This is a genomic window from Sorangium sp. So ce887, from assembly GCF_051521455.1.
Taxonomy (GTDB): Bacteria; Myxococcota_A; Polyangia; order Polyangiales; family Polyangiaceae; genus Sorangium.
Genome location: NZ_CP150354.1, coordinates 7,245,268 through 7,270,995 on the forward strand (window position 1 = coordinate 7,245,268; position 25,728 = coordinate 7,270,995).

The following is a 25,728-nucleotide window of genomic DNA, read 5'->3' on the forward strand; positions in this document are numbered from 1 at the left end:
GGTCCGCCTTAAGCAGGTTCGGTGCCACTGAGAATCGCTGCGATTTGCACGGAGCTCACGGTGTCGAGCTCGGTCACCGCGATCGCGATGTCTTGCTGTGTCTCGATTGTGCCAGCGGCTTGATCGGAGGGTCCGCGGGCCTCCTCGGCGGAGGCCCTCCCCGTTTGCGCGCCCGGGCGGCGCTCGCGTGAGGCGCGCCTCCCGGGCACGGGCCGCGGAGCGCGGCCGCTACCGCCGTCAGAGCGACGCGTCGAGCCGGTCGAGCACCGCCCGGATGACGGGCGTGTAACCGTAGTCGCCGTCGTCGCTGAGCGGATCGCTCGTCTGCGCCGGGCAGATCGAGCCCGTGATCCCCTGCGCCCCGAGGCTCCGGAGCAGGTGCAGCTCGCGGACGCCCGGGTACGCCTTGGCCTTGTACTGCGTCGTCGTCCGCGGGAGGGGCGCCGCCGGATCGTTCATGGTCTCCGGCACGCACAGCGGATTGTCGATGTTCTGGCTCCCGATCTGTCTGCAATCGCAGCTCTGGTTCATTCCCTCGCAGCTGCGCTCCTCGACGTCGAAGATGCAAGCGTACTGGAGATCGCCGGTGCCCCCCGGCGGGACCGTGTACTCGCGGCCGTTGATCGCGTTCCATCCCGTGGCGTTCGGCGGGACGATCGGATCGCCGGTGATCGGGTTCGTGCCCGAGCGCGGAGCCATCGACTCGACCATGAACGGGTCCGCGGGCGGGACGTGGTTCGCCGGATCGCCGAGGATGATGTCCCAGGCGTTGCTGGAGCTGCCGGTCACCGGCGCCTCGAGCTCAGCCGCGCTCTTGAGCCCGCCGACCGGATGGCCCTGATCGTCGAGGCCCTGCGAGAGATCGGGGGCGCCGCTTGCGTCCTGGCGCGCGAGGTCCTGCCACGGCACCCCGAGGATGCCGGTGAAGATGACGTGCTGCGGCCCCCGGGTCAGCGTGCTGCCGTTCTCGAGATTCGTGAAGAGCGGGTTCGGCACGAGCTCTCCGGTGCGCGACGGCACGACGGGCGACGAGAGCGCCTCGAAGTACCGCTCGATCGGGTAGAGGAAGTCGACCCCGAAGCGGCGCTTCTGGTCCCAGCACCGGGAGTTCACCGGGTCCTCGTCCTGGGAGAGCCTGGCGGGATAGCCATCGGGGCCCGTGCAGGCCGGTTCCACGGGGCAGCCTGTCTGGTCCTGGCTGCAGGACCTGCAGCATTCGTGGTTCGGGTCGATGGCGCACTCGCTCCGCGGCCGCCACATCCTGAAGTTCCTGCTGGTCTCGGCGACGAGGTAGTTCTTGGCTTCGTCCCTGATCGAGCAGTCGTTCTCGTCGGAGAGCATCACGATGAGCACGAGCGAGTCCGGCCGGAGAAAGGCTTTCCGTTGCTCCAGGACCGTCTGGTCGACCCCTACCGGCGTGGCGACCTGGCTGTCCCCCACGATCGCGATACTCTCGTACGGCTCGGGGTCGGCAAGGAAGCGATACATGCTCTCCAGCGGCGCCTCGAAGCCGCACCCCGCCTGCCCGACCCCGTCCACGATGGCGCCGAGCTTGCTGTAGAGCGTCTCGACATCGGAGTCTCCTGCCGGGTCGTGACTTCCGGCCGGATCCCACACGAGGAAGCCCTTGTCCTGGTAGGTCGGCAGATCGTTCGTTCCGCTCTCCTCCGTGGAGCGCGCGAGGAGGTGGGCCATGTCGACGTTCGAAGTGGACGTCGACGCAGGGCAGGCGCCCGATCCGTGGCCGCCGAGGCTGCTGCTGATGACGCCGATGTGCATGTCGTGCACCGGGTTGCGCACGCGCGAGGAGCCGGCCGGGCATGCGTCGAACCCGGTCGCGGGCTGCTCCGACTCGCCCACCGGCTCGCCGGTCGGTGACACGCAGACGGGGTTGACGATATTGAACACGAGGTCGGCGGTCGCCAGCCGCAACATCTCCTGCTTGTCCGCCATCGAGCCGGAGTTATCGACCACGAAGAGGACGTCGACCTTGTCCGGCGTGAAATCCGGCCAATCCCAGCCTCCTGCGCCTGTGCTGCCGCTGCCGCTGGTGCTGACGGGCAAGTCAGAGCCGCCGGTGCCATCGCCGCCGCTGCCGCCGACTCCCGAGCCCGACGTCGAGCTGGTGTTCGCTCCGCCGAGCGAGATATCCACCTGACATGCGGCGAGCGACACGGCGCTCACGACGAGAATTGGCGACATGGTTCGTAATAGCTTCGATGACATGGCTCCTCCATGAGCGGCGCCGAGAGCCGCCTGCGAAGATCTGCTGTGACCCCGCATGAAGGGACGCTCGCGCGTTCCCCCATTTCAAAAAATTCATCTCCGCTAACGAATCCCCGGCCCCCCGCCCTCTCCCTCACGTCCCGACCCGCCCCCAAGACGCGCCTCTCCCCCGACGCCATCCCCATCGCCCCCCCAGCCAACTCCCCCTCTCTCTCCCCCCGCCCCCCGCTCTCAATCTCTTCCGCCCCCCGCGTCCCAGAGCGGTGCTCTCCCGCACAGGAGACGGGCCCAGATCGACGTTTTCGGCGCACAGGCGTACTCCAGTACGCCGAGCACCGAAAACGCCGAGATGGGCCCGTATCCGAAGCGGGAGAGCTCCGCTCTAGTGGGTGAAGGAGTGGAGGCGAGAGACGTGGGGGCTGGACGGGTAGGCGCGGAGGAAGGCCGAGGCGCGCTGCGCCGCGGCCGCGCGCTGGCCGCTGTGCCAGAGCGCCTCGATGGTGAGCGCCTCCCGCTCCTGCGCCAGCGCGCCGCCCGGGAAGCGGAGCCGCGCTTGCTCGGCGATCATCAGCGCGCCGGCGGCGTTGCCGCGCCGGAGCGCCGCGCGCGCGTCGGCGAGGAGCGTCAGCTCCTCGCCGAGCCGGCTCTCTCGAAGGGTCGCCGGGCTGGGCGCGCCGTCCGCGAGGGCTGCGCCTGCGGATTCCACCGCGGGCGCTGCCTCGGCGACCTCCGCCTCGTCTGCGAGCGGCGGGCTCGCGGCGTGCTCCTGCCGCGGCGCCTCCGGCTTCGGGGGTGCCGCGGTCGTACGGGGCCTGGCCGGTGTGATCCGCCTGGCCGGCGGCGGCACCGCGACCGGCGGAGCCACCTGGACCGGTACAGGCGCCTCGGCCGGCTGCGCCGCCGTCTTCTGCGCCGGCACCGCTGCGGGCGCGGAGGCCGGCGGCACGACGGCCGGCGCGACCTCGACGACCTGAGCCGGCGGCGCCGCGCTCGGCGGGGCCACGACGGCATAGCTGACGAGGAACAGGACCCCGCAGGCGGCGCCGAGGAGCATCGACTTCACGATGCCCGCAGCGCCCGCGGCTGCGGCGACCGCTGCCGCCGCGCTGGCGGCACCGGCGGCGCCCGCACCGGCGGCGCCCGCACCCGCGCCGACAGCACCGGCGGCGCCGAAGCCTGCGGCCGATGCCACCTTGCCCATGGACGCCGCGGCGGCCACCTTGCCCGCGGACGCCGCGGCGGCGACCTCGCCGGCGCCGCCCGCGGCAGCGCTCGCCGCGCCGCCCGCGTTCGCGGAGAGCGCCCCTCCTCCCGCGCCCTGGATCCCGCCGAGGGCGGCTGTTCCGGCGAGGCCGAGCTGCGCGGCCATCGCGGCCCACACCTGCTCCTGCGCGCCGTCGGGTGGGTCCGCCGGCGGAGCAGCACGGAGGAGATCGCGCTCCATCTCGAGCGCGCTCACCTCGGCATCGAGCCAGCGCACGGGATCGCTCATCGCTCCCCTCCCGCGCGCTTCCAGATGGATCGCTGCTCGACCCCCGGCAGCGGGACGAGCAGCGAGGAGGGCCCTGGCGGCGCCGGCCCCCGCTCCAGGGCCGGGAGCCCGGCGTCGACGGCCGCCGCCTTCAGCACGGGCTGCGACTTCGTGGCCGGGGCCCCGCCCACGTGGAACCGGTCGCGCGCGTTCAGGCGCGTGACGGCGCGGCGGAACGCGTCGCGCGCGAGGCGGAGGCGCGAGTAGACGGTCCCCAGCGGGACGTCGAGCAGCTCGGCGACCTCGTCGCCGCCCATGCCGTCGAGCTCGAAGAGCGTGAACACGGCGCGTTGCTCGAGGGGCAGCTCGTCGAGGAGGGTCTCCAGCAGCGCGATCGCCTGGCGCCGCTCCGCCTCCGCGCCGACGTCGGCCCGGTCGTCGGCGCAGTCGAGCAGCGGCTCGTCGTCGTGAGCGCGCCGCCTCATGTGAGCGAGCTTGCGCCGGTCGCGGGCGACGTGAAAGCAGATACTGTACAGCCAGGTCGTGATCTTCGATCTACCTTCGAATTCGGGCAACCGACGGTGGACGACGAGGAAGACGTCCTGGACCGCGTCGGCGGCGTCGCTCTCGGGCACGCCGAGGCGTCGCAGCGACCGCCACACGAACCGGAAATGCTGCGCATAGACCTCTCCGAAGGTCATTCTGTCCTGCCGCTCTTCGCCATGCTCACCCCGTCTGTGGAGGGTCTCCGGCCTCGCCATCAGAAAATCGACACGCGGGCGCTCAGGCCGACGAGCAACCCCACCGGGGAGGGGTCGAGCGCGGGGTCCTCGATCACGGCGGCGCCGGCGTCGGTGCCCGAGCGGCGCTCGACCGTGATGCGCGCCCGCACGACCGGAGCGAGGAGCGTGGCGCGCGCGGCCCAGCCGAGCGCGCGCGTGCGCGTGCCGCCGAAGAGGGTCCCTTCCGCGATGGCCGAGCCGCCGACGGCGAGCCAGGGCGCGGAGGCCTCGCGATCCTGGACGAACCCCTTGCCCGTGCCGTGGACGGCGCCGAACAGCGAGACCGCGCAGGCCGAGAGCCGGGTGCCGTCGAGCTCGCCGAGGATCGTCGCGCAGCCGCGCGCGGTCGCGGCGACGAGCCCGACGGAGACTGCGCCCGACGTGAGCTCGATGTCCTGGCGCGGCAGCCACACCGCGCCGAGGCCGGCGGACCAGGCGCTGCGCCGCAGGGAGACGTCGGCCGTCGCGGCCGGCCGGAACGGATCGAGCATGCCCACGGTCCCCGCGGCGCCGAGCTCCAGCGAGACGTCCCCGCGCGGCGCCTGACGCGGCGGGCGCGGCGGCGAGGGCGCGACCGGGGCCGGGGCGGGGGCGGCCGGGGCCGGCGCGGGTGGAGGCGCCGGCTTGCTGTCGAGCAGGATGGCGACGGTCAGCGCCACCGCCCCGACGAGCTCGTCGCAGGTCGCTCCCGCTTCGGACGAGAGCTGCCGGGCGCGTCCTCCCGCTTGGAGGACAGCGGTGTACGTGGAATCGGCGCGGAGAAAGTGGACCTCGAACTCGGGAGCAACGCCGGAGCTCGCGGGGGCGCCGCCGGGGGCACCGGCGCCTTCCGGGGCACCGGCGCCTTCCGGGGCACCGGCGCCTTCCGGGGCGCCGCCAGCGCCTTCCGGGGCGCCGCCAGCGCCTTCCGGGGCGCCGCCAGCGCCTTCCGGGGCGCCGGCGGCGCTCGCAGGCTCCAGGGCGCGCCGGTTCATCACGTGTTCGACCGCAGCGGCGAGCGACGGCGCGTCGGGGCAATCGGTCGCCGAGGGCGCCCGGTGGACGGCGAGCCGAGGGAGCGGCGGGGCGGCCGAGGCCACGCGCGGCGAGCCGAGGGGAAAGGCACACAGGGCCAGGACGACGCAGAGCGCGCCCCGACGCGAGAGACGAGGGCAGGTCACGGGGCCTCCCATGAGCGCAAGGAACGGCGCAAGCGGAATTAGGACGCGCCGGCCCCGGCCATCTTGGGCCGGCGCGTTGCGATCTCGCGCGAGAGCGCGGTCGGCCCGATCCGCCCTGGCCAGGCCGACGCGGGTCGCGAGCACCGCGCGCGCAGGATCGGATAGAGTGGCGCCCCATGAACTCCTACGATCTGGTTACGTGCACGAGCTGCTACGGCGAAGGCGAGATCAACACCGACTCCGGTCCCTTTCTGTGCAAGGACTGCAACGGCAACGGCCGCATCTTTCCGACCGGAGAGCAGATCGAGGAGCGCATCCGCGAGATCGAGGTCGAGCTGGAGCGTCACCCGCTGGAGGCGCGGCCGGAGACCCGGTGGCTCGTCTTCGAGCTGCGGCGCACGCGCAAGCTGCTCTGGCAGATCCGGTCGCTCTGCGAGGAGACCGACGGCGACGCAGAGAGCGCGCTCATCGTCAAGGTCCGCGATCTGGCCGACGCGGCCGTCGCCCCGAGGAGCCCCGCGCTGCCGCGCGAGATGCTCCCGGAGGATGGCTGACGGCCGATCCCGCGGTGGAGCCGAGCCTCGGCGAGGCGTCCTCTCGCACCTGTCCGGTCGCGACGCCTGGTGTCCTGATGCCTGCTCTTTACCCTGCCCTCCTCGGCCCCGCGTGGGCTGCGCTCGCGCCGCGGGTCCGGGACCTCCACGCGGGCGGCGCGCGCGCCCGCGGCCGCTTCCGCGTGCGTCGCGGCCCCGGGCTCGCGGCGCGCCTGATCGCCGCCCTGCTGCGCATGCCGGAGGCGGCGGAGGACGTGGCCGTGACGCTCGCGGTCGAGCCGGTGGGCGACGGCGAGCGGTGGATCCGCACCTTCGGGGGCCGCCTGCTCTGCTCGTCGCAGTGGCGATCGGGGGATCTGCTGGTGGAGGCGCTCGGCGTCATCCAGTGCTGGTTCCGGCTCCGCGCCGAGGGCGGAGCGCTCGTGTTCGAGCAGGCGCGGTCGACGTTCGGGCTCCGCGGCTTCGGGCTGCCGCTGCCCCGGTGGCTCGCCCCGCGCGTCGAGGGGCGGGCCGAGCCCCTGCGCGGTGAGGTCCGCGTCGACGTACGGATCTTCGCGCCGGTCGCCGGCCTGCTCGTCGCGTACGACGGGCTCGTGGCCGGCGAGAAGCGCGGCGCGACCCCCTCCGCGCGCGCCGGCGCGCCGCCGCCGGGGACCGGAGCGCCATCGCCGGAGCCCCGCGCGTGATCACGGCGCTCGTGCTCCTCGCGGTGCAGGGCGCGCTCGGCGCGTTCGACACGCTCTACTACCACGAGTGGCGCGCGCGCCTGCCCGGCGGCGTGCCCGGCACCGCGCCAGAGCTCGTCCTCCACGGCACCCGCGATCTCGTGTATGCGGTGCTCTTCGCCTCCCTGCCCTTCGTGCGCTGGGAGGGGCTCGCCGCCTGGCTGCTCGCGGCGCTCCTCCTCGTCGAGATCGTGATCACGCTCCGCGATTTCGTCGTCGAGGACACGGTCCGCGGGCCGCTCGGGGGCGTCTATCCGGGAGAGCGGGTGATGCACGCCGTGATGGGCATCGTCTACGGCGCCGCCCTCGCGCACCTCCTCCCCGAGCTCCGGCGCTGGTCGCTCGGCGCCACCGGTTTTTCCCGCTGGGAGGCGCCGCTCGCTCTCCGCGTGATCCTGCCGCTCATGGCCGCCGGCGTGCTGCTCTCGGGGCTGCGCGACCTCGGCGCCGTCTACGGGCCTCGCTGGCTCCGCTTCCCCTGGGGGCGCGCGTGATCCGGGCGCCCGCGCCGCGCGGGCCCCTTCAGCCCTTCACCGCGCCCGCCGTGAGGCCCGCGAGGATCCGCCGCTGGAAGACCAGCGTCAGCACGACAAGCGGCACGGTCACGACGATGGACGCCGCCATGGTCTGCCCCCAGGGGATCTCGTAGAGCCCGCTTGTCGTCGTCGAGAACGCCTGGATCGCGTAGGTCACCGTGCGCTTGTCCGGCGTCTGGGTGAACGAGAGCGCGAACAGGAACTCGTTCCAGGCGGCGATGAAGGCGAGGATGCCGGTCGTCGCCATCCCCGGGACCGAGAGCGGCAGCATGATCCTGGTGAACACCTGCCACGGCGTCGCGCCGTCGACGTAGGCCGCCTCCTCGATCTCGCGCGGGATCGCCTTCAAGAACCCGGTGAGCACCCACACCGTGAAGGGGAGCGTGAAGATGAGGTACGTCAGGATCAGCGCGGGGAGCTGGTTGTAGAGGTTGAAGAAGTTGATCATCTCGAACAGGGCGCCGAGGACGGCGATCTGCGGGAAGATGGTCATCGCCAGGACGATGTAGAGCACGGCGCTGCGCCCGCGGAACCGGAACCTCCCGAGCGCGTAGGCGGCCAGGGAGCCGATGGCGAGCGAGACCGCCGTGACCGAGACGGCGACGATCACGCTGTTCATGAGCGCCGTCTGGAACTCGCCGTTCTCCAGGACGAGGCGGTAGTTGTCGAGCGTCGCGCGGCCGGGCCAGTAGCGGACCGGGGTCGTGAAGAGCTCGTCGTCGGGCTTGATGGAGGAGACGAACGCCCAGACGAACGGGAAGACGGTGAACCCGACGACCGCGGCGACGAGCAGGTAGAACAGGGCCCGCAAGGCGCCCTGTCCCGGCGAGCGCCGCCCCCCGGAGTCCCGCGAAGAGCCCTTCATCTCACGCCTCCTCGGTGCGGAACACCGCGAGATAGATCATGATGAACACGGCGATGATCAGGAAGAGAGCGACGGAGATCGCCGAGCCGTATCCGATGTTCGAGATGCTGACGAGCGTCTGCTGGGCGTACGTCGCCATGGTCTGCATGTCCGGCCGGTTGCCGAACATGACGAAGAAGACGTCGAACACCCGGAGCGCGTCGAGCGTGCGGAAGATGAGCGCGACGAGCATCGAGGGCTTGAGGAGCGGCAGGGTGATCCGGGTGAACTGCTGGAGCGCCGTGGCGCCGTCGACCCGCGCGGCCTCGTAGAGATCGCTCGGGATGAGCTGCAGCCCGGCGAGCAGGAGGAGCGCCATGAACGGCGTCGTCTTCCAGATGTCGATGACCGCGACCGCCCAGAAGGACACGTCGGGATCGGCGACGAAGGCGATGTTGCGATCCAGGACGCCGAGCCGGTTGACGAGGAGATCGTTGAAGACGCCGTAAACGTCGTTGTACATCCACTTCCACATCTGGGCGGAGATCACGGTCGGTATGGCCCAGGGGATGAGCATGGCCGCGCGCACCGCCGAGCGCCCCTTGAACTGGGAGTTGACGATGAGCGCGACGCCGAGCCCGAGGGTGAGCTCGCTCAGCACGGTGACGACCGTGAAGAGGACCGTGAGCAGGACCGCGTCGTGGAAGTAGCTGTCCTGCGCGAGATCGACGTAGTTCTGCACCCCGACGAACCTGGCCGGCTCCCCCGTGCCGAGGCGCGCGTTGGTGAAGCTCAGGTAGAACGTCTCGGCCAGGGGGTAGAGGGCGACGAAGGCGACGACCACGAGCGTCGGCAGGAGGAACAGCCAGGCGCGCCGCTGCCGCCGCTTCTCGAACGATGCGCTGGCCGCGCGGGGCGCCGCGCTCGTGGCCTCTGGGTTCTCCGGCGTGCTCATGGGGTGGTCCGTCCTCGCGAGGGGGTGTGGCCGGGAGATCTCGTGCGCGGCGCGCCGCACCCGAGATCGACGCGATGGAGCCGTGTCAGCGGAGCGCGCGCGTGATGCGCTGCTCCACCTGCCCGAGCACCTCCTTCGGCTCCTTGCCCTGCAGGACCTGGCTCACCCCCTGGAAGAACGCGATCGACGCCTCGTTGTACCGGGCGCCGGTGCTGTTCGAGGGGCGCGGCACGAGCGTGATGTCCTTCGCGTTCGCCAGGAAGGGCAGCGACTTCACCACCTCCGGATCCTGCTGCACCGACGGGATCGTCGGGATGAACGAGCCCGCGGTCGCGCGGAACTTCTGCGCCTCGGGGCTCGTCATGTAACGGACGAGCTCGATCGCCGCGTCCTTGTTCGGCGAGAACTTCGAGACGGCGAGCTGCCACCCGCCGACGGTGCCCGCGCTCTTCTGGCCGGGCTCGTGCGGCAGCGGGCCCGCCCCGAACTTGCCCTTGATCGGCGACTTCTCGGCGTTGCCCGCCGCGTAGGCATAGGGCCAGTTGCGCATGAAGGCGGCGTTCCCGCCCTGGAACGTGTTGCGGGCGTCCTCCTCCTCGTAGCTCGTCACGCCGGCGGAGGAGATCGAGCCCACCCAGCCCTTGGCGCGCGCGAGCGCCTTCTGGGCGCCCGGGTTGTTCACGGTGATCTTGCCGTCCTCGATGATCGCGCCGCCGCCGTGCGAGGCGATCCACTCCAGCGCGTTGCAGGTCAGCCCCTCGTAGGCCTTGCCCTGCCAGACGAAGCCGAGGAAGTTCGGGTTGCTCGCCCGCTCCCCGTCCTGGATCTTCTTCGCCATCTGCTCGAGCTCGTCCCACGTCTCCGGCGGCTTCTTGTAACCGTATTTCTCCAGCAGATCGGTGCGGTGGTAGAGCAGCCCGAAGTCGGTGAACCACGGCATCGCCACGAGCTTGCCGTCGACCGTGTTGTTCCGCACGATGCTCTCGATGTGCGGCTTGGCCGCCTCGCCGAGCTTCTCGTTCAGGTCGACGAGGTTCTGCGCGAAGGCGCCGGGCCAGATGACGTCCAGCATCAGGACGTCGACGTCCCCGGACTGCGCCTGGAAGAGGCGCTGGTAGACGGCGTAGGTCTCGGTCGCGTCCTTGGGCCTCGGGATGATGGTCACCTCGATGCCTGTGTCCTGCTGGAACCGCTTGATCATCACCCTGTCGAGCTCGGCGCCCACGCCCACCGGCTCGCTGTAATACTTGAGCTTGCTACCGGCGTATTTCTTCGCCTCGGCGGCGTTCGACACCGCGGGAGGCTGCGCCTTGATCGCGCTGTCGCCCGGCGCCTCTGCGACCGCGGTCGTGGCGGCGGCGGGAGGGCGGCTATCGCCCGCGGGCGGGCTCTTGTCGCCGCGGCAGGCGCACAGCCCGACGACGAAGAGGAGGAGCGCTGTGGCTCGCCACGCGCGGAGGTCATGCTGCCGAGTGAGGTCCATCGCAGGATCCTTTCTGAGCTCAGTGGTGAGGAGTTTCTGCATGTCCGGGGCCGGAGCTGTCGTGACGCGCCGCTCACGAGCGCCGCGAAGGTGAAGCCCGCGGCAGCATCGAACAATTGCGCGCTCCGGGGCAAGGGTTCGCACCGCATCGGTGCGTCAACACCGCGGGCGAGAGCCCACGGATCACAGATGGGACGGAGCACGGCGCGCTGCTGGCGATGGCGCCAGATGATCGCGCGACCGCGACACGGCGCTTGGCGAGCGCGACAGGAGGTGATGACAGCGTGGGCGTGGGCGCAGGCGCAGGGAGGAAGCGCGCGCGGTCTTGCGCGAGGCGAGGCGCGCACGGTCTGCTCGAGGTGACGCGCGCCTCGCTTCGCGCATGGTTTGCGCGAAGCGAGGCGCGCGTCTGAAAGCGCGATTTCAGCGGCCGAACGCCGCGCGCGCGCGGGCTGCTTTGCGCTTGCGGAGCCTTTCCGGAGGCGGTAGAGCCGATGCTGCGCGGCCGGCGCTCGCGATCCGGCATGGTGCCGCGGGCTCTCGGCCTGCTGTTCCAGGCGGGTCCTGCCGAGCAGGGCGAGCCCAAACCGGTCTGCGCACGGCGGTGCATGACCCCCCTGACGCTCTCCTCTCCGGCCGATGCCCCTCGCCTTGCGGCGCGGCTCGTCGCCCGCACCATCCGGCTCGATGCTGACACGCTCGCGAGGATGCCCGGCGGCATCTCGTCGCTCGCGGGCGACAGCGCGCGCGTCTGGCTGCACCCCAGCGCGCAGCTGATCGCGCACGGGGTCGCCGCCCGCCTGGAGCTGCCGCAGGGCATCGAGGGCGGCGTGGCGTGGGTCCAGGAGGCGCTCTCGTCGGTCGCCGCCTCCGACGCCGTGGGCCGCCCCGGCTGCGGCCCGGTGGCGCTCGGCGCCCTGCCGTTCGACCGGACGGAGCCCGCCATGCTCGTCGTGCCGGCCCAGGTCGTCGGCGTGGCGCCCGACGGGACCGCGTGGGTCACAACCATCGGCGAGGGCGCCGCCCCCGCGCCGCGCCTGGAGCCGGTCGAGGGCCACCGGCGCTCGCCCGACAGCTTCACGCTCAAATCGGCGCTCCCGCACGACGAGTGGTGCGGGCGCATCGCGCGCGCGGTGGCCGACATCCAGCACGGGGATCTCTCCAAGGTCGTTGTGGCGCGCGCGGTCGACGTCGAGGCGAACCGGCCCATCGTCGTCGAGGAGGTCCTGCGCCGCCTCACCGCGCTCTACCCCTCATGCGCGATCTTCCACTTCGACGGTTTCCTCGGCGCGAGCCCGGAGCTCCTGCTCTCGCGCCGCGCGCGCGCCGTCTCCTCGCACCCGCTCGCCGGCACCTACGCCGTCTCGGCCGACGTCGACGCCGACCGCCGGTTCTCCGAGGTCCTCCGGAAGTCGGCCAAGGACCAGCGCGAGCACCGCTTCGTGGTGGAGGCCGTGGCCGCGGCGCTCGCGCCGGAGTGCGCGTCGCTCGACGTCCCGAGCGAGCCGTCGATCCTGAGCCTCCGCAACGTGATGCACCTCGGCACGTCGATCCACGGCGACCTCAAGGAGACGGCGCCGGACGCGCTCACGCTCGCCGCGCGGCTGCACCCGACGCCCGCCGTGTGCGGCACCCCGCGCGACGCGGCGGAGGCCTGGCTGGCCGAGCACGAGGGCATCCGCCGCGGGCTCTACGCGGGGCTCGTGGGCTGGGTCGACGCCCGCGGCGACGGCGACTGGTTCATCGGCATCCGGAGCGCCACGGTCGACGGCGCGCGCGCGCGCATGGTCGCGGGCGTCGGGGTCGTCGCCGGCTCGAGCCCGGAGGCCGAGCTGGTCGAGACGCAGCTCAAGCTCCAGGCCATGCTCGCCGCCATCATCCGCCCCTGATGCCAGGGCCGCCCGGGCGCCTCACCCGCGCCGCGCTCCGCGCCGTCGGGGCCGCGCTGACGGGCTCCGCGCGGGCCCGAAGGGGAGCTTCGCCGTGAAGACACTCCTCATCGACAACTACGACTCGTACACCCATATCCTCGGTCAGTACCTCTGGGAGGTGAACGGCGAGGAGCCGATCATCGTCAGGAACGACCGCCTCTCGCTCGCCGAGATCAGGGACCTGGAGGTCGACAGCATCGTCATCTCGCCCGGCCCTGGCCGCCCCGAGCGCCGGGCCGATTTCGGTGTCTGCATGGAGGTGATCGAGGCGCTCGCCGACACGCCGATCCTCGGGGTCTGCCTCGGCCACCAGGGGCTCGCCGCGCGCTTCGGCGGGCGCGTCCAGCACGCCCCGCGGGTGATGCACGGCAAGGTCACGGAGGTCGAGCACGACGGCACCGGCCTGTTCGAGGGCGTGCCCAGCCCGTTCAAGGTGGTGCGTTACCACTCGCTGATCGTCGGCGACGACGCGCTCCCGGCGGAGATCGAGGTGACCGCCCGGACGCGCGGCGACGGGCTCATCATGGCCCTCAAGATCAAGGACCGGCCGCTCCACGGCGTGCAGTTCCACCCCGAGTCGATCGGCACGGAGCACGGCAAGAGAATTCTCAGCAATTTCCGTGACATGGCCGCGCGCGCGGCGCGCGACCGGAGGGCTCCGGCGCCCGGCGGACGCGCACGCGCGCCGGGGGCGCTGGCGGGCGCGCCGGAACGCGGCCGCGTGCGTCACCTCCGGCTCCCCTGGGTCGACCCCGAGCGGGCCTTCGCCGGGCTCTTTGCCGCGGCCCCGTACGCGTTCTGGCTCGACTCGAGCGCGCCCGGCCGCGACGGGCGCTTCTCGTTCATGGGGAGCGCGACCGAGGCCATCGAGAGCCACGGCGCCGCCGTGACGCGATGGAGCGCCGGCGGCCCGGGGGGCCTCCTCACCCCGGCCCTGTCCGAGGGGAGCCCGTTCGCGGCGCTCCGGCGGGAGCTCGCGTCGGTGGCGCTCGCGCCGAGCGGCTTGCCCTTCCATTTCACCGGCGGCCTCGTGGGCTATCTCGGCTACGAGCTCAAGGAGCACCTCGGCTTCGGCGCGTCCGCCCACCCGCGCCGCGCGCTCCCGGACAGCGCGATGATGATCGCGCGGCGGCTCCTCGCCTTCGACCACGTCGAGCGCGCGGTGTACGCGTGCGCGATCGACGCGCCCGGCGCGGACGAGCCCTCGCCTCCCTCGCCTCCCTCGGCTGACGCGTGGCTCGACGAGATCGCGGCGCGCCTCCAGGGCCTCCCGGCCCTCCCGGAGCCGGTCCTCCCGCCCGTCCCGGAGGGCTTCGCCGATCGCGTCGCGCTCTCCCAGCGCCTCTCGCGCAGGGAGCACCTCGACGCCGTCGCGGCCATCCTCGGCGAGATCCACGAGGGCGAGACGTACGAGGTGTGCCTCACCAACGAGTTCCATGCGCGGACGTCGCTGGACCCGCTCGCCCTCTACCGCGTCCTGCGCCGCACGAACCCCGCGCCGTTCTCGGCCTACCTCAAGCTGCCGGACGGCGCGGTGCTGTCGTCCTCGCCGGAGCGGTTCCTTTCGGTGGACCGGGAGCGGCGCGTGCGCAGCGAGCCCATCAAGGGGACGCGGCCGAAGGGCGCCACCGAGGAGGAGACCCTGGCCCTGCGCCGCGATCTCGCGACCAGCGAGAAGGACCGCTCCGAGCTCCTCATGATCATCGACCTCGTCCGCAACGACCTCAGCCGGGTCTGCGCCATGGGCTCGATCGAGGTCGAGGAGCTCCTGCGGATCACCGAGCACGCGACCCTGCTCCAGCTCTCCTCGGTCATCACGGGCGCGCTGCGCGAGGGCCGGGGCGCCCTCGACGCGCTCGAGGCGTGCTTCCCCGGCGGCTCGATCACCGGGGCGCCGAAGCACCGGACGATCGCGATCATCGACGCGCTGGAGCGGCGCACGCGGGGCGTGTACACGGGCAGCATCGGGTACCTCGCCCACGAGGGCCCCATGGACATGAACATCGCCATCCGGACCCTCGTCGCCGACCGCGAGGGGGTCAGCTTCGGCAGCGGCGGCGCGGTGGTCGCGGAGTCGAGCGCGGAGGCCGAGTACGAGGAGGTCCTCGTCAAGAGCTTCCCCCTGCTCCGCGCCATCTACCTCGCGGAGCGCGTCGCGGACGCCGGCCGAGCGTCCGCGCGGTGCGCCCAGGCGACGGGCGCGCCGCGCCGATGACGTGCCCGACGGACCCGTGCGCGCGGCGAAGAAGCGAGTGCGGCGCGCATGCCGCACCGCGTATACTCGCCGCGCAGAAGGAGACGTGGCCTTGAAACGAGACAGCAACATTACGCAGAGGGGGGTCACGGTGCGTCGAGAGGTCGAGGACCTCGTCGTCGACGGCGCGATCCAGCCCATCGTCGAGGCGCTCGACAGCCACCTCGGCGTGGTCCTGGCGTCGAGCTACGAGGTGCCCGGCCGGTACACGCGCTGGGACATCGGCTTCATCAATCCCCCGCTCGTGCTCGTCTCCCGGGGCCGCGACTTCCGGTTCACCGCGCTGAACGAGCGCGGGCGGGTGATCCTGCCGGCCATCGACGAGGCCCTCCGGAATTTCGACGCGGTCGCGGCCATCGAGCGCCGCGCGGACGAGGTGGTCGGCGCGGTCCGGCCGCCGGGCGAGCGGGTGCCGGAGGAGCTGCGCAGCCGGCAGCCGTCCATCTTCTCGGTGCTGCGGCGGATGATCGAGCTCTTCGGGGTCCCGGGCGACTCGCTCTTCGGGCTCTACGGCGCGTTCGCGTACGATCTCGCCTTCCAGTTCGAGCCCATCCGGCTCCGCCTCGAGCGCCCGGCGGATCAGCGGGATCTCGTGCTCTACCTCCCCGACGAGATCGTCGCCGTCGACCATCGCCGCGAGCGGGCGACGCGCACGCGCTACGAGCTCGAGTTCGGCGATCGCTCGACCGACGGGCTGCCGCGCGAGGGCGCGGCGCGCGCCTACGTCGGCGCCGATCGCGCGCCGCCGAACGAGTACGCGCCGGGCGAGTACGCCGAGCTCGTCCGGGTCGCGCGGGAGTCGTTCAAGCGGGGCGATCTCTTCGAGGTCGTCCCGGGCCAGACGCTCCACGAGCCGTGCCCGGTCGCGCCCACCGAGCTGTTCCACCGCCTGCGCGAGCGCAACCCGGCGCCCTACGGCTTCCTGATGAACCTCGGCGAGTCCGAGTACCTGATCGGCGCCTCGCCGGAGATGTACGTGCGCGTCGAGGGCAACCGCGTCGAGACGTGCCCCATCTCGGGCACGATCGCGCGCGGCAGCGACCCGATCGCCGACGCGGCCCAGATCGCGCGCCTGCTCGCCTCCGCCAAGGACGAGTCGGAGCTCACGATGTGCACGGACGTCGATCGCAACGACAAGTCCCGCATCTGCGTGCCGGGGAGCGTCCGCGTGATCGGGCGCCGCCAGATCGAGATGTACTCGCGGCTGATCCACACGGTCGATCACATCGAGGGGCGGCTGCGCGAGGGGTTCGACGCGCTCGACGCGTTCCTCGCGCACACCTGGGCGGTCACGGTCACGGGGGCGCCGAAGGCCTGGGCCATGCAGTTCATCGAGGATCACGAGCGCTCGCCGCGCGCGTGGTACGGGGCCGCGGTCGGGATCGTCGGCTTCGACGGCAGCATGAACACGGGGCTCACGCTGCGCACGATCCGCCTCAAGGACGGCGTGGCGCAGGTCCGGGTGGGCGCGACGCTGCTCTACGACTCCGATCCCGACGAGGAGGAGCGCGAGACCCACGTGAAGGCGTCGGCGCTCATCGACGCGATCCGGAGGCCGCGCGGGGTCCCCACGACGGCTCCGGCGGCCATCCACCCGGTGCCGGGGGGCGGCCTCAAGGTGCTGCTCGTGGATCACCAGGACTCGTTCGTGCACACGCTGGCCAACTACCTCCGGCAGACGGGCGCCGAGGTGATGACGCTCCGCGCCGGCTTCCCGCACAAGGAGATCGACGCCTACGCTCCCGATCTCGTGGTGCTCTCGCCCGGCCCTGGGACGCCGAGCGATTTCGATCTCTCGGGGACGCTCTCGGCGCTGATCGAGCGGCGGCTGCCCGTCTTCGGCGTCTGCCTGGGCCTTCAGGGGATGGTCGAGCACTTCGGGGGCAAGCTCGGCGTGCTCGACTACCCGATGCACGGCAAGGCCTCGAAGGTGCGCGTGCTGGGCGGGCGCCTCTTCGAGGGGCTGCCGCGCGAGTTCCACGCGGGGCGCTACCACTCGCTCTATGCGCTGCGCGACGCGCTCCCCTCTTCGCTGAAGGTCACGGCCGAGACCGAGGACGGGGTCGTCATGGCGCTCGAGCACACGGAGCTGCCGATGGCGGCGGTGCAGTTCCACCCCGAGTCGATCCTCTCACAGCACGACAACGTGGGGCTGCGGCTCGTGTGGAACGCGGTCGCGGATCTGCGCCGGGAGCGGCGCTGAGAGCGCCTGAACCGGTTCAGACCACAAAATGAAAAAGCGCCGCCGGGGCCTCGGGGGGGGAGAGGCCACGCCAGCGACGCTGGGCTGCATAAGAGCATCAGGCGTGCCAGGCGTGATTCCGTCGTAGTCGCGCACTTCGCATGGATGTCCAGGGCGGTCGTTTCGCTTCTGCAAGCGCAGTGCTGCACACCTGCAAATGCGGGGGCGCCCGGGAACGCTCAGGCCGGTGCCTGCGCGCTCTCGCTACGCCGCACAAAAACACCCTTGCTGTACGCCATGAAGAACCCGAGCCGCATGGCGTTGCGCTCGGTGGGGATACCGGGACTGGCGCTGATGCACGCCAGGTGGCGACCCCGCTCGCGCACCCGCTCCAGGCGGCGGACGATGAGCGCCTGCTGGATGCCGCGCTCGCGGAACCGGGGGAGCACCGAGGCGCCGAAGAGCGCGGCGCCGTCGCCGGCGATCTCCACGCTGCCGCCGCCGGCGGGCTCGCCGTTCACGAGCGCGAGGTACGCGTCGCAACCGGGTTGCGCGACCACCCGGCGGGTGATCTCGAAGAGCGCGGGCGCGAGCGGCTCGCCCTCGGCCCGGAAGCCGCTCGTCGACACCTCGATGAACACCCGGACCTGCGCCTCGTCGCCCGGATCGACGCGCACGATCTCGAGCCCCTCGGGGCCTCGGTACGGCACCAGCGCGCGGAGGTCCTCGTCCGGCGCGATCTCGCGCGCCAGCACGTTCTCGAACTCGCGCAGCACGAACCCCCGCGCGGCGAGGCCGCGCACCAGCGACTCGTGCGCGAAGGGACAGACATGGATCTGCGGCTCCGTGCCCCGCGTCGCGTAGAACGCCACGAGACGATCGAGCTCCTCGACGGAGACGGGCCCATCGAGCCCGAGCCCCGCGGCGAAGTTGCCCCAGGAGCCGTCTCCGTCGAAGGCCATCGACCCGCCCGCGATGGGCTCGGCGCAGGCGACCACGGAGGAGGTGCCGAGCGCCAGCCGGCGCTCCTCGAGCCGGGCGATCTCGGCGTACGACGGCCTCGACACGGGCCTGCTCGTCATCGGAGTCGGAATCGGAATCGGAGAGAAGCGCTCACGTGACATGGTGTTCTCCATCCTAGTCCGCCGAGCGCGCCTCGTGCAGTCGTGCAGAGGAGCACGAGCGCGCCTCCGGCGCCGCCGCCAGGAGGCCGCGCCGCCGGGCGGAGGCCGCGCGCCCGAGCCGTCCCCGGGGAGCGCGCTCGGCTGCCGCCGGCGCCGTCCGGGGCTGCGCCGCCCCACGATCTCCGCTCGCGCGGCCGCGGGCGTTGCGGCTATGCTGCGCCGCCATGAGTAGGATCTTCCGTTCACTTCCCCCGGCCGGCACCCAGCTCGGCATCGCGTTCTCGGGCGGGCTCGACACGCGCTGTGCGGTGGCGTGGCTCGCGCGCAACGGGCTCAAGGTGCACGCGTACACCGCCGATCTGGCGCAGCCGGACGAGGACTCCCCCGGCGACATCCCGCCGATCGCCCTGCAGCACGGCGCCGTCTCCGCCAGGCTCGTGGACTGTCGCGACGCGCTCGTCCGCGAGGGCATCCTCGCCATCCAGTGCGGCGCCTTCCACCTCTCGACGGGCGGCAAGAAGTACTTCAACACCACGCCGCTCGGCCGCGCGGTGACCACGACCGCGATCGTGCGCGCGATGCGCGACGACGACGTCCACGTCTTCGGCGACGGCAGCACGCACAAGGGCAACGACATCCAGCGGTTCTATCGGTATGGCATCTTCGTCGACCCCTCGCTCAGGATCTACAAGCCCTGGCTCGACCCGAAGTTCGTGGGCGAGCTCGGCGGGCGCAAGGAGATGAGCGAGTACCTCGAGCGCCACGGGCTGCCCTACCGCATGGGGACGGAGAAGGCCTACAGCACCGACGCGAACGTGCTCGGCGCGACGCACGAGGCGAAGGATCTCGAGCACCTGAACACCGGCATCAAGATCGTCCAGCCGATCATGGGGGTCGCCTCGTTCCGGCCGGAGGTCGCCATCGAGGCCGAGACGATCACCCTCGGGTTCGAGCGCGGCGTCCCGACGGCCATCAACGGCAAGCGCTTCGGCTCCCTGTTCGAGCTGTTCGTCGAGTGCAACCGGATCGGCGGGCGCCACGGGCTCGGCATGAGCGATCAGATCGAGAACCGGGTGATCGACGCGAAGAGCCGCGGCATCTACGAGGCGCCGGGCATGGCCCTCCTCCACGCCGTCTACGAGCGGCTCCTGTCCGCCATTCACAACGAGAACACCCTCGACGTGTACTTCACCCAGGGCCGGCGCCTCGGGCGCCTGCTCTACGAGGGCAAGTGGTACGACCCCGAGGCCATGATGCTGAAGGACGCGCTCTCGCGCTGGATCGCGCCCGGCGTGACCGGCGAGGTGACGCTCGAGCTGCGCCGCGGCGACGACTACAGCCTCCTCAACACGCGCGCCGACTACATGGCCTACGCGCCGGACAAGCTCTCGATGGAGAAGGTCGAGGAGGCCTATTTCACCCCCGAGGACCGCATCGGCGCGCTCGAGCTCCAGAACCTCTCGGTGACGGACAACCGCCAGTTCCTCATCCACCTCATCGAGAGCACGCAGGCCCTCGGCCCGGGCGGCGCCCCCGCCATCGGCGAGCTGCTCGGCGGCGACAAGCCGAAGCAATGAGCCGAGACGAGCGGAAACGATAGCTGAGCGGAGGCGGCGCGGCCGGCTTCGCTCGCGAGGCGCCGCGGCCCGGGGCACCCCGCTCTGGCCGCGGCGCTCGCCCTTCCGGCCCGGCAAGGTTGCGCCCGGCGCGCGCCTGGGTCACCAAGAACGTCCAAACCCGGCCCGCCTGGAGCGGCGCCGGCCCAGGGAGGTGGTCTCATGTTCAAGCAGTTCATCGTCCAGGCGCTCGCCGCGGGCCTCGCGGTCATCGTCGGCGCCAAGCTCATGCCGGGCGTCCGCATCCGCAAGATCCAGACGGCGCTGGTCGTCGCCGGCGTCTTCGCGCTCCTCAACCTCCTGCTCGGCTGGCTCGTGAACTTCCTCGTCGCCGTGGCGCTCCTGCCCGCCGCCATCCTCACGCTCGGCCTGGCCTATCTCTTCTTCGGCCTCGTCGTGAACTCGGTGCTGCTCTACGCGACGGACAAGCTCATCGACGATTTCGAGATCCGGGGACTCGGGCCGCTCTTCGGGACGGCCGCCCTCATCTCGATCGCCGGGTGGCTCTTGCCGCGCCTCCTGTGAGCTCACCCGGCTGAGCGCGAAGGTTGATCAACGCGATCGCTGTCCAGAGATCGAGGACCGGTCTGTAGAAGACCGGCGACCGAGCCGCCGGTCGTCTCGCGTCCCTTCGCGCGTGGGTGATGCATCGCGCTATCCTTGCTCCCCGGGCGACCCCAATGGCGAGGGCGCACGCGCGGCGGGGCAACTGCACCATGGCTCATGGTGGGTTAAGACTCTTGACATACTCAACTTGGTGAGCTCCCATGCTTTGAACCAAAGGAGGGGCATTGGTGGAGCTGCCGCACTACACGCTGCGGGACAAGCTGTACGACAGCGCCGGACGGGTGCTGTACCGTGGCATTCGCGACAACGATGGCATCCCCGTCGTCATCAAGTTCCTCAAGGACGAGCACGCGAACCCGCGCGACCTGGCCAAGCTGCGACACGAGTTCAGCATCCTGCGAGAGATCGACTGGCCGGGGGTCATCAAGGCGCACGCGATCGAGGTCCATGAACAGTGCGCCGGGCTTGTCCTCGAGGACGTCGGCGAGACGCCGCTGAGCGAGCGCCTGCGCGGCCGCGCGCTCGACCTCGCGCAGGCGCTCCACGTCGCTCGCGCGCTGGCGACGATCCTCGACGGCGTCCACGCGCACGGCGTGATCCACAAGGACATCAAGCCGGCAAACATCGTCGTGGACGACAGGTTGCAGAGCGTCCACCTGATCGACTTCAGCATCGCCACGCGCCTCTCGCAGGAGGCGCAGACGGCCCTGCGCCCCGACACGCTCGAAGGGACCCTCGCCTATATCTCGCCCGAGCAGACGGGGCGGATGAATCGAGTCGTCGACTACCGGACAGACTTCTATTCGCTCGGTGTCACCTTCTACGAGATGCTCACCGGGGCCCTCCCGTTCGACTGCACCGATCCCACGGAGGTGGTCCACAGCCACATCGCGAGGACGCCTATCGCGCCGCACGAGCGCGATCCGACGATCCCCGAGATGGTATCGATGATCGCGATGAAGCTGCTCGCCAAGGCGGCGGAGGACCGGTACCAGCGGGCGGAGGGGCTGGCAGCGGATCTCGAGCGGTGCCTCTCCGAATGGCAGCAGAAGGGGAGGATCGCGCCGTTCGAGCTGGGGCGGCGGGACGTCAGCGAAAGGCTCCAGATCCCGCAGAAGCTCTACGGGCGAGCGGCGGAGATCGGGGCCCTGGTCTCGGCGTTCGATCGCGTGAGCGAGGGGGCGGCGGAGCTCGTGCTCGTGACGGGAGCGGGCGGGATCGGCAAGTCGGCGCTGGTCCACGAGCTGCACAAGCACGTCGCCCGGCGCCATGGCAGCTTCGTCGCCGGCAAGTTCGATCAGCTCCACCGCGAGGTCCCTTTCGCCGCCTTCACGCAGGCCATTCGGGCGCTCATCTCGCACCTGCTCGGGGAGTCGTCCGTCAAGCTCGCGGCGTGGAGGTCCGCGCTGCTCGAGGCGCTGGGCGCGAACGGGCAGCTGCTCGTCGACCTGATCCCCGAGCTCGAGCTGATCGTCGGCCCGCAGCCCGTGGCCGTCGCCCTCGGGCCCTCGGAGTCCCAGAGCCGCCTGAGCCTCTTGATGCAGAGCTTCGTCCGGGTGTTCTGCTCGCCGTCGCACCCCCTCGTGCTCTTCTTCGACGATCTGCAATGGGCCGACGCGGCGTCGCTCTGGCTCTTGCGCCAGCTGCTCTCTGGGCCCGGGCGTGGGCACCTGCTCGTCGTGGGGGCCTATCGGGACAGCGAGGTGGACGGGGCCCACCCGCTGCGCGCCGCGCTAGAGGAGCTGCGCAAGCAGGGGCTCGATCCGTCCGAGATCAGGCTCGGCCCGCTCGATCTGCCGAGCGTGCGGCTGCTCCTCGCGGAGACGTTCAAGGAGAGCGAGGTCGAGCGCGTGGAATGGCTCGCCGCTCAGGCGATCGCGAAGACCGAGGGCAATCCGTTCTTTCTCTCCCAGTTCTTGATCGGGCTCCACGGCGCGAAGCTCGTGCGGCTCGACCGGGCCACGGGGCGCTGGGTCTGGGACGAGGCGACGATCGCGTCGGCGCCGGTGACCGACAACGTCGTCGATTTCATGGCCACGCGAATACAGGCGCTGGAGCCGAGCACGCGGCGCGTGCTCTCGCTCGCCGCGTGTATCGGCCACCAGGTCGACCTGACGACGCTGGCGACGATCGCGGAGCTGCCGCATGCCCAGACGGCGGTGGCGCTCTGGCCATCCCTGCGGGACGGGCTGCTCTTGCCGATCGGCGGAGACTACCGGCTGCTTCCTGTGGTGAGCGATCCGGACGACCTCGATCCGGGCGCGCTGGCCAAGCTGGACGCGTCCTACCGGTTCCTGCACGATCGCGTGCAGCAGGCGGCGTACTCCCTCATCCCGGCGGAGGAGCGGGAAGATGTCCACCTCCGCATCGGGAGGTGCTTGCGCAGGACGCTCCCGGACGAGCCGCGGGCCGAGCTCGCCTTCGAGCTGGTCCGGCACCTCAACCTCGGCGCCGCGCGGATGCGCGACAGGGAGGAGCGCGCCGATCTCGCGCGGCAGAACCTCGCGGCCGGCCGCATGGCGAAGGCGGCGACGGCGTTCGCGTCGGCGGCCGGCCTCTACGCCGCGGGGATCACGGCGCTCGACGAGGGGAGCTGGGAAGAGCTCTACGATCTCACGTTCGCGCTGCACCGCGAGCGCGCCGAGTGCGAGTACATGGCGGGCCGCCTCGAGGAGGCCGAGGCGCACCTGGACGGGCTGCTCGCCCACGTGCGCCACAGCGGGCAACGCGGAGGGATCTTCGGGTTGCGGGTCACGCTCTACCTCGCCCAGGCGCGGTTCGCCGAGGCGCTCGCCGCGGGGCGCCAGGGCCTCGCGCTCTTCGGCATCGACGCGCCGGGGACGAGCGAGGAGACCCAGGCGGCCTGCGACGGGCTGCTCGCGACGATCGATGAGCTCCTCGCCGGCCGAACGATCGAGTCGCTCCTCGACGCGCCCACGGTGTCCGACCCGGATCTCCAAACCTGCCTTCAGCTCCTCGCCGAGCTCAAGGTGCCGGCCTATTTCGTCGAGCCGGGCCTGTACTCGTACGTCGTGCTCAAGGCGGTTCATCTCTCGCTATTGCATGGCAATTGTCGCTCGTCTGCGGACATCTTCGTCACGTTCGGGTTCTTTCTCTCTGGCAGCCTGGCCCGCTACGCGGAGAGCGTCCGTTTCGGCAAGCTCGCCCTCGATCTCACCGAGAGGTTCGGCGCGACGAGCGCCTCTCACAGGGTCTTCTATGTGCTCGGGTACCTGATGCCCTACGGCGAGCCCTTGCGCGCGGCGCTCACCTATTTCGAGCGCGCCAAGCAGCTCGGCCTCGAGTGCGGGGATCTCGTCCACGGCTCCGCGGCGATCGGGGAGCTCGCCGCCGCGACGCTCCGCGTGGGCGAGCCGCTCGACAGGGTTCGCGAGGAGATCCAGCGCGGTTTCCTTGTCACGCGGCGCACGCAGGTCGTGCTGGCCAGCGAGATGCTCACGCTCCTGCAGCAGGTCGTCGCCTGCCTGGAGGGCCGCACGGCGTCGCCAACATCGCTCAGTGACGACGTCGTGGAGGAGGAGGCCTGGGTCGCGCGCCTCGCCAGCCTCGGGATGAACCACCTCCGGTTCTACCATCTCCTCACCAAGATGCAGCTCCTGTTCCTCCATGGGGACGCCGCTGGGGCGTTCGCCATGATCGAGGCCGCAGAGCAGTTGCGCGCAGGCGCGTTCGGGCAGCACTGGCCGACGGAGCTCCCGTTCTACGCGGGGCTCATCCTCGCGGCGGTCTATCCCACCGCGCCCGCGGAGGAGCAGCCGCGCTTGCGCGAGGCGCTGGTCCGTCAGCAAGAGCGACTCGCGATCTTCGCGGACGCCTGTCCGGCGAACGCACGGCACCAGCAGAAGCTCGTCGCCGCGGAGGTCGCCCGGATCGAGGGCCGCCCCTCCGAGGCGATCGACGCCTATGAGCAGGCCATCCAGCTCTCGCGCCAGCATGGCTTTCCCCATCACGAGGCGCTGGCCAACGAGCTCTGTGCCGGGTTCTTCATGGCGCGCGGGCAGACCAGGGTCGCTCACGTCTACGTGTCCGAGGCGCTCGGCGGCTACGCGCGCTGGGGCGCCGTTGTGAAGGTCGCCCAGCTCAGGGAGCGGTACCCCTCCATGGTCCCGGCCCCGGTGATGCTGCCGTTGAGCGCGTCGGCCGTGACGGCGGAGAGCACGACGAACGGGACGACCGGCGCCCAGCTGCTCGACGTCACCGCCGCCCTCCGCGCGGCGCAGGCCATCGCCAGCGAGATCGTGCTGAGCAGGGTGGTTCATCGGGTCATGCGCATCGTGCTGGCGAACGCCGGAGCCGAGCGCGGCTTCTTGATCCTGAATCAAGGCGCCGATCTGCGGGTGGAGGCGTTCCTGCAGGTCGGCCCGGACACCGTGCAGGTGGGGCTCAACACCCCGCTCGAGTCGCGCGCGGATCTGGCGCAATCCGTGGTCCAGCTCGTCGCCCGCACGCTCGATCCGGTGGTGCTGAGCGACGCCCGGTACGACCTCCGGTTCGCCGGCGACCCCTACGTCATCGCCGCCCAGCCGAGGTCCCTCTTGTGCATCCCGCTGACGCACCAGGGGCGGCTGCGGGGCGTCCTCTACCTGGAGAACAACGTCGCCCAGGCCGCCTTCACCGAAGGCCGGATCGAGCTCTTGCAGATGCTCTGCGCTCAGGCGGCGATCGCCGTGGAAAACTCGCTGCTCTATGCCCATGTTCAGGAGGTGAGCGCGCAGCTCCAGGAGGCGAACCGAGGTCTGGAGAAGGAGGTCGCCGAGCGCACGGAGGAGCTGCGCGCCGCCAATCAGCACCTGCAGCATCAGACGGAGCAGCTCCACGTCGCCAATGGGCGCTTGCAGCACGAGCTGGCGGAGCGGGAGAAGACCGAGCGTTCGCGCGCTGATTTGCAGGGAGAGGTCATCCGCATGCAGAGCGATCTGCTGGAGGAGCTGTCCACGCCCCTCATCCCGATCACGAATCAGCTCATGGTGCTGCCCCTGATCGGCACGGTGGACAGGCGGCGCGCCGAGCGGATGCTGCACACGATCTTGCAAGGCGTCGAGCGCCACCAGGCGCGCGTCGTGATCATCGACGTCACGGGGCTGAAGCAGATCGACGTTCAGGTCGCCGAGACGCTGATCCGCGCCACGTCGGCGCTTCGCCTGCTCGGCGCGAAGGCGGTCATCACGGGGATGCGGCCGGAGGTGGCGCGGCTGCTCGTGGAGATCGGCGTGGATCTGAGCCGCGTGGAGACCCGCGGCACGCTGCAGAGCGGGATCGCGCGCGCGATCGGGGGCCTCGGGCGGCGCAGCTGAGTG

Annotated in this window: 17 protein-coding genes; 9 read left to right on the top strand and 8 right to left on the bottom strand. The window is 71.4% G+C overall.

The window, feature by feature from the left end; all coding sequences use genetic code 11:
• Nucleotides 1-237: 237 nt before the first annotated feature.
• The 4 genes from WMF36_RS26845 to WMF36_RS26860 all read right to left on the bottom strand — a co-directional run bounded on the left by WMF36_RS26845 (nt 238) and on the right by WMF36_RS26860 (nt 5,639).
• Nucleotides 238-2,202 carry a hypothetical protein gene (locus WMF36_RS26845; protein ID WP_437573612.1) on the bottom strand — a complete coding sequence of 655 codons (1,965 nt, stop codon included), beginning with the start codon at nt 2,200-2,202 and terminating at the stop codon, nt 238-240.
• A 406-nt stretch (nt 2,203-2,608) separates the two neighbouring features.
• Complete coding sequence (locus WMF36_RS26850) at nt 2,609-3,718, bottom strand: hypothetical protein (RefSeq protein ID WP_437573613.1); 1,110 nt, start codon at nt 3,716-3,718, stop codon at nt 2,609-2,611.
• Nucleotides 3,715-4,398, bottom strand: a complete 684-nt coding sequence (locus tag WMF36_RS26855; RefSeq protein WP_437573614.1) for an RNA polymerase sigma factor — start codon at nt 4,396-4,398, stop codon at nt 3,715-3,717. The genes WMF36_RS26850 and WMF36_RS26855 overlap by 4 nt, the downstream gene beginning before the upstream one ends.
• A 59-nt stretch (nt 4,399-4,457) precedes the next feature.
• The gene (locus WMF36_RS26860; protein ID WP_437573615.1) at nt 4,458-5,639 is read right to left on the bottom strand and encodes a hypothetical protein; all 1,182 of its coding nucleotides are present in this window, start codon (nt 5,637-5,639) and stop codon (nt 4,458-4,460) included.
• A 176-nt stretch (nt 5,640-5,815) separates the two neighbouring features.
• Here WMF36_RS26860 and WMF36_RS26865 point away from each other — a divergent pair, with 176 nt between their 5' ends.
• The 3 genes from WMF36_RS26865 to WMF36_RS26875 all read left to right on the top strand — a co-directional run bounded on the left by WMF36_RS26865 (nt 5,816) and on the right by WMF36_RS26875 (nt 7,412).
• Complete coding sequence (locus WMF36_RS26865) at nt 5,816-6,193, top strand: hypothetical protein (RefSeq protein ID WP_437476619.1); 378 nt, start codon at nt 5,816-5,818, stop codon at nt 6,191-6,193.
• Nucleotides 6,194-6,270: 77 nt separating this feature from the next.
• Complete coding sequence (locus tag WMF36_RS26870; RefSeq protein ID WP_437573616.1) at nt 6,271-6,879, top strand: DUF4166 domain-containing protein; 609 nt, start codon at nt 6,271-6,273, stop codon at nt 6,877-6,879.
• Nucleotides 6,876-7,412: a hypothetical protein gene (locus WMF36_RS26875; RefSeq protein ID WP_437573617.1), complete on the top strand. Its 537-nt coding sequence runs from the start codon at nt 6,876-6,878 to the stop codon at nt 7,410-7,412. The genes WMF36_RS26870 and WMF36_RS26875 overlap by 4 nt, the downstream gene beginning before the upstream one ends.
• 28 nt (nt 7,413-7,440) lie before the next feature.
• Here WMF36_RS26875 and WMF36_RS26880 read toward each other — a convergent pair whose 3' ends face one another.
• The 3 genes from WMF36_RS26880 to WMF36_RS26890 all read right to left on the bottom strand — a co-directional run bounded on the left by WMF36_RS26880 (nt 7,441) and on the right by WMF36_RS26890 (nt 10,736).
• A complete protein-coding gene (locus tag WMF36_RS26880) occupies nt 7,441-8,319 on the bottom strand; it encodes a carbohydrate ABC transporter permease (protein ID WP_437573618.1) in 879 nt (292 codons plus the stop codon).
• Between the two features lies 1 nt (nt 8,320).
• Nucleotides 8,321-9,253: a carbohydrate ABC transporter permease gene (locus tag WMF36_RS26885; RefSeq protein ID WP_437573619.1), complete on the bottom strand. Its 933-nt coding sequence runs from the start codon at nt 9,251-9,253 to the stop codon at nt 8,321-8,323.
• Nucleotides 9,254-9,338: 85 nt separating this feature from the next.
• Nucleotides 9,339-10,736: an ABC transporter substrate-binding protein gene (locus tag WMF36_RS26890; RefSeq protein WP_437573620.1), complete on the bottom strand. Its 1,398-nt coding sequence runs from the start codon at nt 10,734-10,736 to the stop codon at nt 9,339-9,341.
• 608 nt (nt 10,737-11,344) lie between these two features.
• Between WMF36_RS26890 and WMF36_RS26895 the strand changes: the two genes are divergently transcribed.
• The 3 genes from WMF36_RS26895 (at nt 11,345) to WMF36_RS26905 (ending at nt 17,124) form a co-directional block, all read left to right on the top strand.
• On the top strand, nt 11,345-12,625 hold the full coding sequence (locus tag WMF36_RS26895; RefSeq protein WP_437573621.1) for an isochorismate synthase: 1,281 nt from the start codon (nt 11,345-11,347) through the stop codon (nt 12,623-12,625).
• A 94-nt stretch (nt 12,626-12,719) separates the two neighbouring features.
• Complete coding sequence (gene pabB / locus WMF36_RS26900; protein WP_437573622.1) at nt 12,720-14,882, top strand: aminodeoxychorismate synthase component I; 2,163 nt, start codon at nt 12,720-12,722, stop codon at nt 14,880-14,882.
• 85 nt (nt 14,883-14,967) lie between these two features.
• The gene (locus tag WMF36_RS26905; RefSeq protein WP_437573623.1) at nt 14,968-17,124 is read left to right on the top strand and encodes an anthranilate synthase component I; all 2,157 of its coding nucleotides are present in this window, start codon (nt 14,968-14,970) and stop codon (nt 17,122-17,124) included.
• Nucleotides 17,125-17,342: 218 nt separating this feature from the next.
• Here the strand turns inward: WMF36_RS26905 and WMF36_RS26910 are convergent, their stop codons facing one another.
• Nucleotides 17,343-18,170, bottom strand: coding sequence for a GNAT family N-acetyltransferase (locus WMF36_RS26910; protein WP_437573624.1), 828 nt, complete (start codon nt 18,168-18,170; stop codon nt 17,343-17,345).
• Between the two features lie 281 nt (nt 18,171-18,451).
• Here WMF36_RS26910 and argG point away from each other — a divergent pair, with 281 nt between their 5' ends.
• The 3 genes from argG to WMF36_RS26925 all read left to right on the top strand — a co-directional run bounded on the left by argG (nt 18,452) and on the right by WMF36_RS26925 (nt 25,725).
• Nucleotides 18,452-19,804, top strand: coding sequence for an argininosuccinate synthase (gene argG, locus WMF36_RS26915; RefSeq protein ID WP_437573625.1), 1,353 nt, complete (start codon nt 18,452-18,454; stop codon nt 19,802-19,804).
• 201 nt (nt 19,805-20,005) lie between these two features.
• On the top strand, nt 20,006-20,368 hold the full coding sequence (locus tag WMF36_RS26920) for a phage holin family protein (protein ID WP_437573626.1): 363 nt from the start codon (nt 20,006-20,008) through the stop codon (nt 20,366-20,368).
• A 269-nt stretch (nt 20,369-20,637) separates the two neighbouring features.
• A complete protein-coding gene (locus WMF36_RS26925) occupies nt 20,638-25,725 on the top strand; it encodes an AAA family ATPase (protein ID WP_437573627.1) in 5,088 nt (1,695 codons plus the stop codon).
• Nucleotides 25,726-25,728 lie beyond the last annotated feature (3 nt).